General features: G+C 64.6%; 15 protein-coding genes. 6 read left to right on the top strand and 9 right to left on the bottom strand.

Annotation, left to right across the window (positions count from 1 at the left end; all coding sequences use genetic code 11):
* Positions 1–2: 2 nt before the first annotated feature.
* The 9 genes from XH80_RS29370 to XH80_RS29330 are packed head-to-tail and all read right to left on the bottom strand — an operon-like array spanning position 3 to position 9,500.
* Positions 3–980, bottom strand: a complete 978-nt coding sequence (locus tag XH80_RS29370; RefSeq protein ID WP_271601584.1) for an ABC transporter permease — start codon at positions 978–980, stop codon at positions 3–5.
* Positions 977–1,927, bottom strand: coding sequence for an ABC transporter permease (locus tag XH80_RS29365; protein WP_271601583.1), 951 nt, complete (start codon positions 1,925–1,927; stop codon positions 977–979). The genes XH80_RS29370 and XH80_RS29365 overlap by 4 nt, the downstream gene beginning before the upstream one ends.
* Positions 1,920–3,443: a sugar ABC transporter ATP-binding protein gene (locus XH80_RS29360; RefSeq protein WP_271601582.1), complete on the bottom strand. Its 1,524-nt coding sequence runs from the start codon at positions 3,441–3,443 to the stop codon at positions 1,920–1,922. Before XH80_RS29360 ends, XH80_RS29365 begins: the two co-directional genes overlap by 8 nt.
* A 10-nt stretch (positions 3,444–3,453) precedes the next feature.
* Complete coding sequence (locus tag XH80_RS29355) at positions 3,454–4,848, bottom strand: FAD-linked oxidase C-terminal domain-containing protein (protein ID WP_271601581.1); 1,395 nt, start codon at positions 4,846–4,848, stop codon at positions 3,454–3,456.
* Positions 4,849–4,908: 60 nt separating this feature from the next.
* A complete protein-coding gene (locus XH80_RS29350) occupies positions 4,909–5,793 on the bottom strand; it encodes an intradiol ring-cleavage dioxygenase (RefSeq protein WP_271601580.1) in 885 nt (294 codons plus the stop codon).
* A gap of 14 nt (positions 5,794–5,807) precedes the next feature.
* Positions 5,808–6,710, bottom strand: a complete 903-nt coding sequence (locus XH80_RS29345) for an NAD(P)-dependent oxidoreductase (RefSeq protein WP_271601579.1) — start codon at positions 6,708–6,710, stop codon at positions 5,808–5,810.
* A 21-nt stretch (positions 6,711–6,731) separates the two neighbouring features.
* The gene (locus XH80_RS29340; protein WP_271601578.1) at positions 6,732–8,096 is read right to left on the bottom strand and encodes an amidohydrolase family protein; all 1,365 of its coding nucleotides are present in this window, start codon (positions 8,094–8,096) and stop codon (positions 6,732–6,734) included.
* 4 nt (positions 8,097–8,100) lie between these two features.
* Positions 8,101–9,180 (bottom strand): maleylacetate reductase, encoded by a 1,080-nt coding sequence (locus XH80_RS29335; protein ID WP_271601577.1) that lies wholly within the window; start codon positions 9,178–9,180, stop codon positions 8,101–8,103.
* Complete coding sequence (locus XH80_RS29330) at positions 9,177–9,500, bottom strand: Dabb family protein (RefSeq protein ID WP_271601576.1); 324 nt, start codon at positions 9,498–9,500, stop codon at positions 9,177–9,179. The genes XH80_RS29335 and XH80_RS29330 overlap by 4 nt, the downstream gene beginning before the upstream one ends.
* Positions 9,501–9,608: 108 nt before the next feature.
* Here XH80_RS29330 and XH80_RS29325 point away from each other — a divergent pair, with 108 nt between their 5' ends.
* The 6 genes from XH80_RS29325 to XH80_RS29300 all read left to right on the top strand — a co-directional run bounded on the left by XH80_RS29325 (position 9,609) and on the right by XH80_RS29300 (position 15,635).
* A complete protein-coding gene (locus XH80_RS29325; protein WP_271601575.1) occupies positions 9,609–10,526 on the top strand; it encodes a LysR family transcriptional regulator in 918 nt (305 codons plus the stop codon).
* A 263-nt stretch (positions 10,527–10,789) separates the two neighbouring features.
* Complete coding sequence (locus tag XH80_RS29320; RefSeq protein WP_271601574.1) at positions 10,790–12,163, top strand: ABC transporter substrate-binding protein; 1,374 nt, start codon at positions 10,790–10,792, stop codon at positions 12,161–12,163.
* Positions 12,164–12,238: 75 nt separating this feature from the next.
* Positions 12,239–13,117 (top strand): ABC transporter permease, encoded by an 879-nt coding sequence (locus XH80_RS29315; RefSeq protein ID WP_271601573.1) that lies wholly within the window; start codon positions 12,239–12,241, stop codon positions 13,115–13,117.
* A complete protein-coding gene (locus XH80_RS29310; RefSeq protein WP_271601572.1) occupies positions 13,114–14,019 on the top strand; it encodes an ABC transporter permease in 906 nt (301 codons plus the stop codon). Before XH80_RS29315 ends, XH80_RS29310 begins: the two co-directional genes overlap by 4 nt.
* 2 nt (positions 14,020–14,021) lie before the next feature.
* Complete coding sequence (locus tag XH80_RS29305; RefSeq protein ID WP_271601571.1) at positions 14,022–15,122, top strand: ABC transporter ATP-binding protein; 1,101 nt, start codon at positions 14,022–14,024, stop codon at positions 15,120–15,122.
* Between the two features lie 21 nt (positions 15,123–15,143).
* Positions 15,144–15,635, top strand: a complete 492-nt coding sequence (locus XH80_RS29300) for a (2Fe-2S)-binding protein (protein ID WP_194479802.1) — start codon at positions 15,144–15,146, stop codon at positions 15,633–15,635.
* Position 15,636 lies beyond the last annotated feature (1 nt).

Genomic DNA, 15,636 nt, shown 5'->3' with positions numbered 1-15,636 from the left:
GCTCATTGCGCGCGGCGGCGGGTCTTCATGTCGAGCCAGACCGCGACGATGACGATGATGCCTGTCACCAGCGGTTGCCAGTTGGCGCTGACGGACAACAGGTTCATGCCGTTCAGCACCAGCGTCAGGATCAGCGCGCCGATGAAAGTGCCGAAAACTGTGCCGACGCCGCCGAACAGCGAGGTCCCGCCGATCAGGACGGCCGCGATCGCCGGCAGGGTCAGGCTTTCGCCGATGTCGGCCTCGGCCGAATTGAGCCGCGACAGGAAGATGATCGAGGCGAGGCCCGCCATGGTGCCGGAGACGGCATAGACGAGCAGCAGGCGTCGCGCGACTGGGATGCCGGAAAGCCGGGCTGCGACCGGATTGGCGCCGATCGCGTAGATCTCCTGGCCCCAGATCGTGCGCTGCGCAAACAGCGTCCCGATCCCGAGGAACACCAGCAGGAGATAGACCGGTATGGGAAGGCCGAACAGATAGCCGCTGCCGATCTGGCGGAAGCCCGCGGGAAAGCCGTGCAGCGTCTCGCCCGCCATATACCAGTAGGTGAGGCCGTTCAGCACCCAGAGCATGCCGTAGGTGGCGATAAAGGAGGGAATGCGGAGCGCCGTGACCATGATGCCGTTGAGCAGGCCGACGATGCCGCCGCAGGCCAGCCCGGTGAGGATTCCGAGCGCCGGCGAGCCGGTCTTGTGGATCACGGTGCCGGCAATACAGGCGGACAGCGCGACATTGGCGCCGACGGACAGATCGAGGCCGGCGGTCAGCACCACCAGCGTCAGGCCGGAGGCGATGAAGAAGGTCAGGCTTGCCTGCCGGAGCACATTAAGGATGTTGCCGAGGCTCAGGAAGGAATCGCTGAGCACGGCGAGCACCCCGCAAATCAGGAGCGCCGCGAGCAGGCGGAAGAACACCTGGATCGTGTCCTGCGACAGGAACGAGCGGGGCGACATCATCGCCTCTTTGGTGATGTCGGTCATGCGCGGCTCCTGAGGCCATCGAGGAACAGGGCAAAGATCACGAGCACGCCGACGCTGGCGACCTGCACAGAGGACGGCAGCGAGACCAGGTTCAACCCGTTGCGCAGCACGCCGACGGAGAGAACGCCGAGCAGGGTGCCGAGCAGCCAGCCATTGCCGCGCTCGAACGACGTGCCGCCGACGGCGACGGCCGCGATCGCGTCGAATTCGAGGCCAAGGCCCGCGGTCGGGTGTCCGGAGTTCATCCGCGCCGTCATCAACAGGCCGGCGATGCCGGCCATGGCGCCGCCGATCGCGTAGACCGCGATCAGCAGCTTGTTCGGCGAGAGGCCGGCATAGCGCAGCGCCTCGCGGTTGCCGCCGAGTGCGAAGATGTAGGTGCCGAAGCGGGTGTGATAGAGCAGGCCGTGGAACGCCGCATAGGTCGCTAGCGCCATCACGATCGGCACGGGCACGCCGAGCAGCGTCGCCGAATAGATGTCGCGTACGCTGTGGGGAATGCCGACCACGCTCTGGCCGTCGCTCACGATCAGCGACAGGCCCTGCGCCATGCCGAGCGTACCGAGCGTCGCGACGAAGGGCGGAATGCCAAGGATCGCGACCAGCCATCCATTGGCGACGCCGAACGCGGCGCCGACCAGCAGGCCGGCGCCGAGGCCCAGCAGCATCGACTTGGTCGCGAGCGACACGATGGCGACGCAGAGCGAGGTCAGCGTCAGCACCGCGCCCATCGACAGGTCCAGCCCTTCGGTCATGATGATCAAGGTCATCGGCAGCGCGAGCATGGTCAGGTTGGTCGACTGCACAAGCACGTTGGAGAGATTGGCGACCGAGAGGAAGCCCGGCGCGATCGCGCTGAACAGCGCGATCAGCAGCACCAGCACGATGGCGACGCCGGGAATCCGTTGCAGTGGATTGGGCTGTGAAACGACCGCGGCCTCACGCATGATGCATCCCCAGTCGCACGATGTTTTCCTCCGTCAGTTCGCTGCGTGTCAGGTGCCCGGCGATGCGCCCCTCGCGCATCACATAGGCGCGGTCGCAGACGTGGCAGATCTCGACCTGCTCGGACGAGATCATCAGGGCGGCGGCTCCTTCAGCGACGAGGCGATCGATCAGCGCAAAAATCTCGGACTTGGCGCCGACATCGATGCCGCGAGTCGGCTCGTCGAAGATGAACAGCTTCGAGCCGGCCGCGAGCCACTTGCCGATCACGACCTTCTGCTGGTTGCCGCCGGAGAGCAGGCCGACGGTCTGGCGCGCACTTGGCGTTGCAATGCGTAACTGACGAATCAGGCTGTCGGAGGTGCGCTGCGCCGAGCGCTGATCGAACAGGCCGCTCGGAAACAGCTTTTTCAATGCTGACACGACGAGGTTGTCGCTCACCGAGCGCAGCAGCGCGAGGCCTTCGCTCTTGCGGCTCTCCGGGATCAGCGCGATGCCGCGGCGGGCGGCCAGATCAGGCTCGCCGGAAATGGCTTTGCCGTCAAAGATGATCTCACCTGATGTCACGGGATCGGCGCCAAAGATGGCGCGCGCGACCTCGCTGCGACCGGAGCCGACCAGGCCGCACAGGCCGACGATCTCGCCCCGGCGCACCTCGATGTTGATGTCCGAGATGCCGGTGGGAGCGGTCAGGCCCTTGACCTCCAGCAGCACCTCGCCAGGCTTGTCGGCGAAATTCCGGGGATACGTCATGTCGACGTTGCGGCCGACCATCATGCGCACGAGCTGATCCGGCGTGACGTCGGCGGGACGGACGCCGTCGATGCGGCGGCCGTCGCGCAGCACGGTGATGCGGTCACCGAGCGCGAATACCTCGGCCATGCGGTGCGAAATGTAGACGATGGAAACGCCGTCGGCCTTCAGCCGCGCGATCAGAGCGAACAGGAGCTCGGTCTCGCGGTCGGACAGCGCGGCGGTCGGCTCGTCCATCACGAGGATGCGCGCGTTCTGGCTGATCGCCTTCGCAATCTCGACCATCTGCTGCTGCGCGACGCCGAGCTTGTCAACGGTGATGGAGGGATCGATATCGAATCCGATCGTATCGAGCACACGCTTGGCGTCGGCCAATATTCTGCGGCGGTCGATAGTGCCGGGAATCCCGCCCTTCGGTTCGCGTCCCAGGAAAATGTTCTGGGCGATGTCGAGATAGGGAACCAGCGAGAATTCCTGGAAGATCACGGCAATGCCGAGCCTCCGCGCATCGGCGGTGGACGAGATCGCGACCTTCTTGCCTTCATGGTAGAACTCGCCGGCATCGGCGCGGTAGGCGCCGCACAGCACCTTCATCAGGCTCGATTTGCCGGCGCCGTTCTCGCCCAGCAGCATGTGCACTTCGCCGGGGTAGACGGCAAAGGACACGTCATCCAGCGCCTTGACGCCAGGAAATTCCTTGCTGATGCCGCGCAGCTCGAGCAGCGGTGCAGGTGAGGTAACCTCGATCGGGACAGCGTCGCTCATGCCTTGTCGCTCATGCCTTGGCTCCGCCTGCAAAGATCTTTCCGGGGTTCATCAGACCGTCAGGATCGAGCGCCGTCTTGATCGATCGCATGACATCCACGGCCTCGCCGAGCTCATCGGCAAGATAGCCGATCTTGCCGAGCCCGATGCCGTGCTCTCCGGTGCAGGTCCCGTCCATGGCGATGGCGCGGGCGACCATGCGGGCCTGCAGCGCCATGGCGCCTTCGGCCTCCTCGGGCTTGGCTGGATCGATCAGGATCAGCATGTGGAAATTGCCGTCGCCGACATGGCCGACGATGGGCGCGGTGAAGCCGTGCTCGTCCGCATCGCGCCGCGTCTCGGTGAGGCATTGCGCCAGCCGCGAGATCGGCACGCAGACGTCGGTGATCACGGCGCGCGCGCCGGGACGCAGGCCGAGGCCGGCATAGAGCGTGTTGTCGCGGGCGTGCCAGAGCCGGCTCCGGTCTTCCTGTGCCTTCGCCCAGGCAAAGCCATGGCCACCATGGTCGGCGGCGATCGCCTGTGCGGCCTCAGCCTGCTCGGCGACGGAAGCTTCCGAGCCGTGGAATTCGAAGAACAGGGTGGGCGCCTCGCGGTAACCGAGCTTGGCGTAAGCGTTGATGCCGCGCATCATGACATCGTCGAGCAGCTCGATGCGCGCGACGGGGATCGCGGACTGTATCACGGAGATCGCTGTGTCGACGGCATCGTGCAGCGTGTCGAAGCTGCAGACAGCGGCCGAGATCGCCTGCGGCACGGGATGTACCTTCAGCGTAATCTCGGTGATGATTCCGAGCGTGCCTTCCGCGCCGACGAAGATGCGCGTCAGGTCATAGCCGGCGGCCGATTTGCGCGCGCGCTTGGCGGTGCGGATGACGCGGCCGTCGGCCAGCACCACCTCCAGCGCCATGACGTTGTCCTTCATGGTGCCATAGCGCACGGCCATGGTTCCGGATGCGCGCGTTGAGGTCATGCCGCCGATCGAGGCGTCGGCGCCGGGATCGATCGGAAAGAACAGTCCGGTATTGCGCAGCTCCGCATTGAGCTGCTTGCGGGTGATGCCGGGCTGCACCACCACGTCCATATCGCTGTCGTGCACCGCCAGCACCTTGTTCATGCGCGCGAAGTCGAAGCAGACTCCGCCGGCGACCGCGGCCGCATTGCCTTCAAGCGAGGTCCCGGCGCCGAACGGGACGATCGGCATGCCCGCGCTCGCGCACAGCTTGACGATCTCTGCGACCTCCTGCGTCGTCTCGGGGAAGACGACGATGTCGGGCGGCAAATTGCGATAGTGCGACTCGCTCTGACCGTGCTGATCCAGCACGCCGCGGGCAACGCTCGCGCGCGCACCGATCATGCCGGTGAGGCGCTCGGCCAAAATGCCCGTGCTGACCCGCGGTCCCATCCTCAGCTCCCTAGTCCTCCGATCGCGGACTCTTGCCGGTCCGCTGCGTCGTCGTCCGGCTTAAGCGGCTCTTGCGCTGCTCGCAACCTGCTTCAGGCCGAAATCATAGTTGAGATGAAAATAGTCGCTGTCCACCATGCGACCATCCGGCGCACCGCCGGCGGGATGGCGAACGAATTCGCGGATCAGGCTGTCCTTGACGCCGAACACCACGTCGGAGTCGAGATACTGGTCACCGGCAACGAACACGTGCGTGACGAGCTGCTCGAAGCCGGGGGCCGAGATCATGAAATGCACATGCGCGGGCCGCCAGGGATGACGCCCCTGGACCTCCAGCATCTCGCCGACCGGCCCGTCGTGCGGGATCGGATAGGCGGCGGGTTTGATCGACCAGAAATGGAAGCGGCCGTTGGCATCGGTGTGGAAACGCGCGCGCATTGCAAGATCGCCGATCTGATCGAGCTGCTGCACGTCGTAATAGCCGTCGTCGTCGGAATGCCAGACGTCGACGATAGCGCCTGCGAGCGGCGTTCCGTCCACGGTCGAGACCGAGCCGGTGACCAGCATCGGATCGCCTTCCATCGGCCCGGAGATATCGGCGCCGCTGTCCTTCTCCGGCGCGGCCTGCACGAAGAACGGGCCGAGCACCGTGGTCTCGGTCGCCCCCTCCGGCACCGGATGATTGATGGCGTCGACCAGCATGGAAACGCCGAGCGTATCCGACAGCAGGATGAACTCCTGGCGCTTGTCGTTACACATGTGCCCGGTGCGGGTCAGGAAATCGATGCCGAATTCCCATTCCTTCTGGGTCGGCCTGATCTCGCGCACGAAAGCGTGGAGGTGCCGCACCAGGGCTTCGCTGACCTCTTTGATGCGCGGATCGGTTGCGCCCGCGATCCGTTCCAGCACCGCTTCCGTAATCGTGTTCTCGTTAAAGTTACGCATGTGTATCTCCGCGATCAGAGTTTTGGTTCGCCGAGGCCGGACAGCCGTTCGAGATGCTTGACGGTCGCGATGAAGTCGGTGTCGCCGTCGCCCTGGGCGACCAGAGAGCCATAGGTCTCGCGCACTTGTGCGGCGAGTTGCAGTGGTACGCCGACGGCATGGCCGGCGCCCAGGATCAGGTCGAGATCCTTGGCCATCTGCTTGCAGGAGAAGGTGGACTCGAAGTCCCGCGTGCGCAGCGGTGCGGTCTTGTACTTCACCATGGGAGAAGCGACCGCGCTGTCGTCGAGCACCTTCAAAATGTCCTGCCAGGCGATGCCGCCCTTGCGGGCCAGCGCCAGGCTCTCGGCCATCATCGCGGCCGACACCGCGATCATCAGATTGACCGAAAGCTTTGCATAGCGTGCTTCCTCGGCGGGGCCGAGATAGGTCTGCGCGCGGGTGAAGGCGGCTAACAGCGATTTTGCGTTTTCGAACGCGTCCCTCGGCCCCGAGACGAAGCAGGTAAGGGCACCGGTATGAACGATGCTGGCATTGCCGGAGACCGGCGCACGCAAGTATGCGATGCCGCGGGCCTGCGCGGCTGCCGCAACTTCGGTCGAGGTCTCGACGCTCACGGTGCTGGTCTCGATCAGAACGGTGTTGTGCGCCATCGCGGCGATCAGGCCGGTAGGGCCGAGCAGCGCGCCGCCCAGGGCGGCGTCATCGGGAAGGGAGGTGACGACGGCGGCCTTGCCGCTGACGGCATCAGTGGGCGAGGCCGCAATCGCAATGCCTTGCCCGCGAGCCTCATCGATCCGCGCCGCGCTCCGGTCGAAGGCAGTGACGACGTAGCCGGCCTTGGCGACGAGCACCGATATGGGCAGGCCCATTTTGCCGATCCCGATGAAAGCGACGTTCTTCGACGTGTCTGTCATTGTTGTTGTCCATTGGCGCCTTCAGGCGGCGCGTCCCTGTCGCTCGATGTCCTCAACGAGCCGCCGGCCGGATTGCGTCAGCAGTTCCTTCTTCGCCTCCAGCCCCTCGACCAGCAGCCGGCCGTTCCGCTTCTTCCAGGCACCGCCGATCATCACAGCCTCGATATTGGCGAGGCTTGTCTGCATCACCACAGTGGCGACGGGATCGTGCACCGGGACAAGATTGAGGTCGGAGGCATCGATGACAACGAGGTCGGCGAGCTTGCCCGGCGTCAGCGAGCCGATCTGGTGCTCGCGACCGAGCATGCGGGCGCCCTCGATCGTGATCCAGCGCAGCGCCTCGCGCGCGGGGATCGTGGTCGTTGCCGGAATGGTGCCGCTCGCTGTGCGCGCCTGCGCATTGTCGAGCGCCCGCTGCATCGACAGCGCGACGCGCGCGGCGGAGAAGAGATCGCCGGCCAGCACCGATTCAAGGTCAATGCCAATGGTCGGACGAACACCGCGTTTGAGCAGTCGCCCGGTGATCGGAAAGCCGTGGCCCTGGATCATTTCGTTTTCGGGCGTGACCGAGAAGGACACGCCGAGATCGACCATTCGATCCAACAACGCGCCGGGCAGATCATTGCCATGGACGATGTTGACGCCGGGGCCGACGAGACCGGCCTCGATCAGCTTCTCCCAGCCGCCTGGCGTCTTGGCCGGGCCGCCACCCTGATGCATCGATGCGATCAGCTTCAGCTCCCGCGCCAGGCGGAAATCGTGCATGGCGACGTCGAGCGTCGAATAATGCGGTCCGAGAACGGCGAGCCCCAGTGTGACGAGGCCGTCGCGGTCGGCAAGTGGGCCTGCGAGCAGCCGCTCGACCTCGCGGCGCGGATGCGGCACTTCCGAGAAGTGCGGTTCGCCCCGCTTCGGCTCGGGTTTCGGCGAGCCATGGAAGAACGCCGCGCGGATGCCGCTCTCGATCAGGCCGCGCACGGCAGCATCGGTGTGATCGGGCGTTGGATTGTTGTGACACCAGTCGACCAGCGTGGTGGTGCCGCAATTGATCTGGTTCAGGGCACCGACGAGCGTGGCGATGTAAATGTCGTCGGGCCTGAACACGGTCGCGAGCCCGGCATGCATGCGGCGGAAATATTCCAGCAGCGTCCAGTTCGCGGCAAAGCCGCGCAAGCCCGTCTGCCAGGTGTGCATATGCGCGTTGATCAGGCCGGGGACGACGATGCGGCCCTTGCCGTCGAGGATCTCCATGTCGGCCGCGACGTCGATCGATGGCCGCACGTCGGCGATACGGTTGCCCTCGACCAGCACGTCGCCGCTGCCGAGGTCGCCGATCACGCCATCCATGCTGATGACGGTGGCCGATCTGATTAGCGTGCGCCGCATCGCGTTACGCCGCCGCTTTGGCCGCGCCCGGCGGCTCGCCGGCCCAGGCGCGTGCGATCAGGTCGCGGATGGCATTGCGCTCGAGCGGGCGCGGATTCCAATAGGCGTTTGTGACGGCGAGATCGGCGGCCTTGTCGATGCCGCTTTCGGGCATGCCGACATCGCGTAGCGCCAGCTTCGCGCCCAGCCCCTTGGCGAGTTCGTAGAGCCCCTGCGATGCATCGGCCGCACCGATCGCGCGCGAGATCCGCGCCATCGCGGCGGGCGCGGCCGGCGCGTTGTAGGCAAGTGCATGCGGCAGCACGATGGTGTGGGTCTCGGCGTGCGGCAGGTCGAAGGTTCCGCCGAGCGTATGGCAGAGCTTGTGGTGCAGCGCCATGCCGACGGTGCCGAGGCAGACGCCGCATAGCCAAGCCCCGTAGAGCGCTTCGGTGCGGGCCTCGCGGTCGTCGGTTTTCGCAGCGATTGCCGGCAGGGCGCGCGCCAGCGCGCGGATGCCTTCTTCCGCCATCAGCGATGTCACAGGGTTGGTGTCGCGGGCATAGAGCGCCTCGGCCGCATGGGCAATCGCGTTGATGCCTGATGTCGCGGCCAGGCTCGCCGGCAGCGTCAGGGTTAGATCGACATCGTAGATCACGGTCTCCGGCAGGACCGCCGCGTCGCGCACCGTGGTCTTCAGGCCGTTGTCGGTCTGGCCGACGATCGGCGTCATCTCCGAGCCGGCATAGGTGGTGGGGATACAGAGCTGGTTTACGCCGGTACGCAAGGCCATCGCCTTGCCAAGGCCGGTGGTCGAGCCGCCGCCCAGCGAGACGACACAGTCGGCCTCGCACGCCTTCATCGCCACGAGCGCACGCTCGGTGACCTCGACCGGGGTGTGCATGGTGGCGCCGGGAAAGATGCCGGCAAAGAGCGGGCCGAGCGCTGTCCCCAGGCTCTTGCCTTGGGCCTCCTGCTGCGGCGTCGTCAGCACCAGCGCGCGCTTGCCGCCGAGCCGCTCGACCTCGGCCTTTGCTTGAGCCAACGTTCCGCTGCCGAACACGACGCGGCAGGGCAGGTTTTCAAAGGTGAACGAACCGATCATGCGCCGGTCTCTTTGATGGGATAATCGACCTGGAAGCGCCCGATCCGCAAGTCGCCAAGCGCCTCGCGCACGCGCAAATGTTCGGGGTGATTGGCGTAGGCGCTGAGCGCCGCCTGGTCTGTGAACTCGGAGAACAGCACTACGTCGCAGGCGTAGTCGACGGCGCTGACATCAATGCCGACTTCGATGTGGGAGAGGCCGTCGATCCGGCCCTTGAGGCCCTCGAACAGGGCCTTGACCTTCATCCGGGCGGCAGCGCGCTCCTCTGGGGTCTCCCCACGTAGCCGCCACATCACGATGTGCCTGATCGGGCCCGACATTTCCCTGTTTCCTCGCCTGTCATTCTGCTTGTGTTCTGGGCATTTTGACTTGCGAGGGACGGAAATAAAGATCAATAATTGCAAGTCTCTTTTCCTATTTGCGAAAAAATGGACCGCCTGCTCCAACTGGAGGTGTTTTCCAAAACCGCCGAGCTCGGCAGCCTGTCCAAGGCTGCCGAGGCGCTGCGCATGTCGAACGCGGCCGCGAGCCGCCATCTCAGCGCGCTCGAGGAGCGCCTCGCCGTTCGCCTGATCGAGCGCAATACGCGCCGGTTGTGGTTGACGGAGGCGGGGCAGGAATTGTTGGAGCGATCCAACCGGGTCTTGAGCGAATTGGCGGAAGCCGAGGCCACGGTCAGCGATCGCGCGCTGTCGCCGCAAGGCACGCTGCGCGTCACAAGCTCGCTGTCCTTCGCGGTGATCTATCTCGCGCCGATGCTGCCGACCTTCCGCGCGCGCTATCCGAAGCTCAATCTCCAGATCACGACCGCGAACCGCTATCCTGATTTCATCGAGGCCGGCATCGACGTGGCGATCCGCACGCGCGAGCAGGAGCCGGATTCGAACATCATCGTCCGCCGCATCGGCCGGATGCGGCGCGTGCTCGCGGCCGCGCCTTCCTACCTTGCAAGCTGCGGTGCGCCGGAGCAGCCGGCCGATCTCGCGCGCCACGACATGCTGGTCTACAATCTCGCCAGCGATCCCTATTCGCTGCGCCTGCGCAAAGGCCACGGCGCGCAGACGGTTCGCATCACGCCGACACTCGACAGCAATGATGGTCAGGTCATCCGCGGCGCGGCGCTGGCTGGCCTCGGCATCCTCATTCAGCCGCTCTACATCGTTCAGAGCGACATCGCAGCCGGCCGCCTTGTCCCTCTCCTGATCGACTGGGAACTGCCTCTGCTCACCATGAACATCGCCTATCAGAACCGCGCCGGGCTGCCTGCCAAGATCAGGGTGTTTTCTGACTTTCTGGTCGGCTACATCCGCGAGCATTCCGAGCCTGGGATCTGGATCGAGGCATAGTAGGCGCCAGGGCCGCGAGCTTCGCATCCGAATCGCGAGCGAGTGGTCGACGACCCGCTGACCCGATGCGATCGCTGCTGCCTTCATGGGCCGCGTGCCGTGATGACGTGCAGAGTGTTGAGCCATTAGTGGCGCTTATGTCGCGAATTTTTACTTCCAATTTTACTTCGCAAATTCCCGCCCCTAGCCTCGCGCGTGGATCACATCCGCAGCCGATCAATGGCGATCGGTGCGAGCGTTCATCGTAACCAACGAGGGTTGCCATGTCTGATGAGACGAAGGGGACGTTCACTTCCGATCCGGCGGGAACGGGGGCCAAAACGGGGGTCAAGGCGAACGTCAAGTCTGCGAAAAAGCTGAGCCGACGCACGCTGTTAAAGGGTGCGGCTGCAGTTGCGGGCGCAGCCGCGGGGTCGGACGCGATCCGCGGATTCCCGACCATCTGGGCGCAGGAGATCAAGGACATTGAGCTGCGCCATGTCGGCGTCTCCTATTCGGTGGTGAAGGCGATCGGCGACCAGGCCGCCAAGGATCTCGGCTTCAAGGTGACGATGCAGAATCTCGACACCTCGGCCGCCATCAACCGCTTCATAAGCCAGCCTAATACGGTCGACATCGCCGATCTCGAGGGCTGGCAGGCCAAGCTCGCCGCCAAGCGTGCCGTCATCCAGGGCATCGAGGTCAAGAAGATCAAGGAATTCGACAACATCCTGCCGATCTTCACCAAGGGCGAGATCGACGGCCACAAGATTCCGCGCCAGGGCATCTCGCCCTATGAGGCCATGTATATCGCCAAGCCTGATGCGACCGACCTGAACGACGGCGTCACCGAATGGGCGACCTTCCTGCCACAGGTCTACAACGCCGACTCCATCGGCTATCGCCCCGACCTCGTCGGCCACGAAGTGACCGAGTGGAAGGACCTGATCGATCCTAAATTCAAGGGCAAGGCCGCGATCCTCGACGTGCCCGCGATCGGCATCATGGACGCCGCGCTCTGCTTCGAGAGTGCCGGGCTGATCAAGTACGGCAACAAGGGCAACATGACCAAGGAGGAGATCGACTTCACCTGCAACAAGCTGATCGAGCTGAAGAAGCAGGGCCAGTTCCGCGCGACCTGGACCACCTTCGACCAGTCGGTGCAGCTGATGGCCGCGGGCGAGGTGGTGATCCAGTCGATGTGGTCGCCGGCAGTCGCCGCGGTGCGCGTCAAGGAAATCCCCTGCGTCTACGCGCCCGTGAACGTCAAGAACGGCAAGGAAGGCTATCGCGGCTGGTGCAACGGCATGGGCCTGATGAAGCACCTTTCCGGCAAGAAGCTCGACGCCGCCTACGAATATCTCAACTGGTATCTGTCCGGCTGGCAGGGCGGCTTCGTCGCACGCTACGGCTATTACAGTCCGGTGCCGTCGACCGCGAAGAAATTCCTCACGCCGGCCGAATGGGCGTTCTGGTACGAGGGCCAGCCCGCACCTGAAGTCGTCAATGATCCCTACGGTGTTGCGATGGAGAAGGTCGGCACCAAGCGTGACGGCGGCTCGTTCCTCGACCGCGTCAAGAACATCTCGTGCTGGAACACGCTGATGGACGAGGCGGCTTACATGAACAAGCGCTGGAACGACTTCAAAGTGGCCTGAAACCTGCTTCCCCTGACGTAAGCGAGAGCCGGCGCGGCGACGCGCCGGCGACAAGGACCGAAGGCGTTTGTCGAGATGCAGCCCAGTCAAACCCCATCACGCGCCAATCTCGCCGGCTGGCTTTATGTGTCGCCGCTGGTCCTGGTGCTCGTGCCGTTCTTCGTCGCGCCGATCCTGGTCGTGCTGGCCGCGAGCTTCTTTGCCACCGATGGGTTTGGCGGGCTGACGCCCGGCTTCACGCTGGCAAGCTATGTCGAGGTGCTGCATTCGGCGCTGACGCTGAAGTTGTATCTGGCGACCATCAAGTTCACGGTGCTGACCTGGATATTCACGCTGCTCATCGGCTTCTTCGTCGCCTATTTCCTGGTGTTTCACGTCCGCAACCAGTTGCTGGCGATCGGCCTGTTCCTGCTCTGCACCGTGCCGTTCTGGACCTCGAACATCATCCGAATGATTTCCTGGATCCCGCTGCTCGGCAAGGAAGGCCTGATCAACCAGGTGCTGCTCGCCATGGGCGTGATCCGTCAGCCGCTGGAAATTCTGCTGTTCTCCGACCTCGCTGTCGTCATTGCCTATGTCCATCAGCTCACGATCTTCATGATCGTGCCGATCTTCAATTCCATGGCGCGGATCGACAAGAAGCTGATCGAGGCCGCGATCGACGCGGGTGCCAGCCGCCTCGACATCATGCGCCTGATCGTGGTGCCGATGTCCAAGAGCGGCATCGCGCTCGGCACCATCTTCGTGGTCTCGATCGTGATGGGCGACTTCTTCGTGGTCAAGGTGATGTCCGGCGGCGGCTCGGCTTCCGTGGTCAGCGCGTTCTATGAGGACGTCGGCGTGCTGCAATATCCGACCGCAGCGGCGAGCGCCGTGCTGTTGACACTGGTGCTGGTTGCGATCGTCTCGCTGATCCTGCGCACCGTCGACATCAGGCAGGAGATCACGCGATGAGCGCGATTCTTGCCGACATGCCCAAGACCGAGACCTCCAAGACGGTGGTGCCGGCATCGACCAAGGCCATTGCGCCGAGCAAGGGCGGCCGTCCCTGGACCTTCTACGTGCTGGCGACGCTGTTCGCGGCCTACGTGTTCGCGCTCTACGGCCCGATGTTCTGCATCTACATCCTGTCGTTCCAGGACATCCGCGGCGGCCTCGTGTTCCCGATGAAGGGACAATCGCTGCACTGGTTCGTCGATCTCTTCACCCAGGTGCGGACCGGAGACGTCAAAGGCTCTTTCGACCGCTCTATCAAGCTCGCGGTCATCGTCACCATCATCACGGTGGTGGTGTCGTTCCTTGCCGGTCTCGGCTTTCGCAAGCGCTTCCGCGGCGACACCGTCGTCTTCTACGTGATGATCGGCAGCCTGGTGGCGCCCGGCCTCGTGCTCGGCCTCGGCACGGGTCTGTTGTTCCAGGCCTTGGGGCTGAACGCGAGCTGGTACACCTCGGCGCTCGGCGCGCAACTGTCCTGGACGCTGCCGTTCGGGGTGCTGGTGATGTTCGCGGTGATGTCGCGCTTCAACCATGTCTGGGAGGAGGCGGCCTATGATCTCGGCGCCAGCCGCTGGCAGTCGGTCTGGCTGGTGATGATCCCCGTGCTGGCGCCCGGCCTCGTCGCGGTGGCCTTGTTCGGCTTCACGCTGTCCTACGACGAATTCGCACGCAGTCTCCAGACCGCGGGCTCGCTGAACACGCTGCCGCTGGAGATCTGGAGCATGACGCTGAACGTCACCTCGCCCTCGCTCTACGCGCTGGGCACGGTGACCACAATCGTCTCCTTCATCGTCATCGGTGCAAGCCTCGGCACCATCGTACTGATCCAGAAGAAGCGCGGCAGCCGGGCAAAGGGTTAGGAATGAAGAACGATCGCGGCGATATCGAACTGGCCGGTGTCTGCAAGAGCTTTGACGGCGTGACTAACGTGGTCGACGGCGTCAATCTCAGGATCGACGACGGTGCCTATTGTTGCTTCATCGGCCCGTCCGGCTGCGGCAAGACCACGATCCTGCGCATGATTGCCGGCCACGAGGACCCCACAGCCGGCGAGATCGTGATCGGCGGCCAGAACGTTGTGGGGCTCGCGCCGGTGCAGCGCCGTACTGCGATGATGTTCCAGTCCTACGCCCTGTTCCCGCATCTGACCGTGCGCGAGAACATCGCCTTTGCCTTGCGTGTCCGCGGCCAGTCCAAGGCCGATCGCCTGCGCGCCGCCGATGCCATGATCGAAAAGGTACGGCTGACGCAGTTCGCCGATCGTCTGCCGGCGCAGCTCTCCGGCGGCCAGCAGCAGCGTGTTGCGCTGGCGCGCGCTGCCATCACCGAGCCGCGCGTGCTGCTGCTGGATGAGCCGCTCTCCGCGCTCGACGAGCAACTCCGCGTTCAGATGCGCCAGGAGCTCAGGCGGATGCAGCAGGAGCTCGGCATCACCTTCATCCACGTCACACACACCCAGCTCGAGGCGATCGCGCTTGCCGACCTCGTGGTGGTGATGGAGCAGGGCAAGATCAAGCAGGCGGGTGCCGCGCGCGACGTCTATGCCCATCCGCACGACCGCTATGTCGCCGAGTTCATGGGTGGCCAGAATGTGCTGTCGGGCCGGGTCGAGAAGGTCAACGGTGCAAGCTTCACGCTCGCGGCACCTTCCGGCATCGAGGTGCCGCTCCAGGCACGACCCACCGTCAACGTCGGCGACCAGGTCGATATCGCAGTGCGCCGCGACGATGTCGCACTTGTCAGGCCGGGCAGGGACTTGCCATCAGGCTATACCACGTCCCTGCCGAGCCGCGTGCTCGCGATCGAATACCAGGGCTATTTCGTCAAGGTCATGCTCGACACCGTGCCCGATGACGAGTTCGTCGCCTACGTGCCGGAAAAGACCTTCTTCGCAGATCCCTTCACCGTCGGCGATGTCGTCATGGCCACATGGGCCACCGGCAGCGCGTTGCCACTTGCCTAAAGCCCCGTCGCGCACAGGAGTATGACCGTGCAGATATCCTTCACCCTCAACGGCCGGCCAACCACTGTCGATGTCGAGCCGGCAACGCTCGTTGCCGAGCTGCTGCGTGAACAGCTCAATCTCACGGGCACCCATATCGGCTGCGATACCAGCCAGTGCGGCGCCTGTGTGGTCCATCTCGATGGGCTTCCGGTGAAGAGCTGCACGCTGCTGGCGCCCGCGCTCGACGGCGCGACGCTGCTCACCATCGAGGGCCTGCAAGGTGCGCCCGGCTCGAACCAGATGCATCCGATGCAGGAGGCATTCCGCGAGCATCACGGTCTGCAATGCGGCTTCTGTACGCCGGGCATGTTGATGACGGCGGTCGCACTCGCGACCGAGAAGCCTGATCTGACCGAGGCCGACGTCCGCCATGGCCTTGAAGGCAACATCTGCCGCTGCACCGGCTACCAGAACATCGTCGTCTCGGTGATGGCAGGCGCTGCCGCCATGAACGCCGCCAAGGGAGAGTGAC

The organism is Bradyrhizobium sp. CCBAU 45384 (genome assembly GCF_028128665.1).
GTDB lineage: Bacteria > Pseudomonadota > Alphaproteobacteria > Rhizobiales > Xanthobacteraceae > Bradyrhizobium > Bradyrhizobium manausense.
The sequence above is the reverse complement of the archived record's forward strand: the minus strand, read 5'-3'. Positions and strand labels throughout refer to the sequence as shown.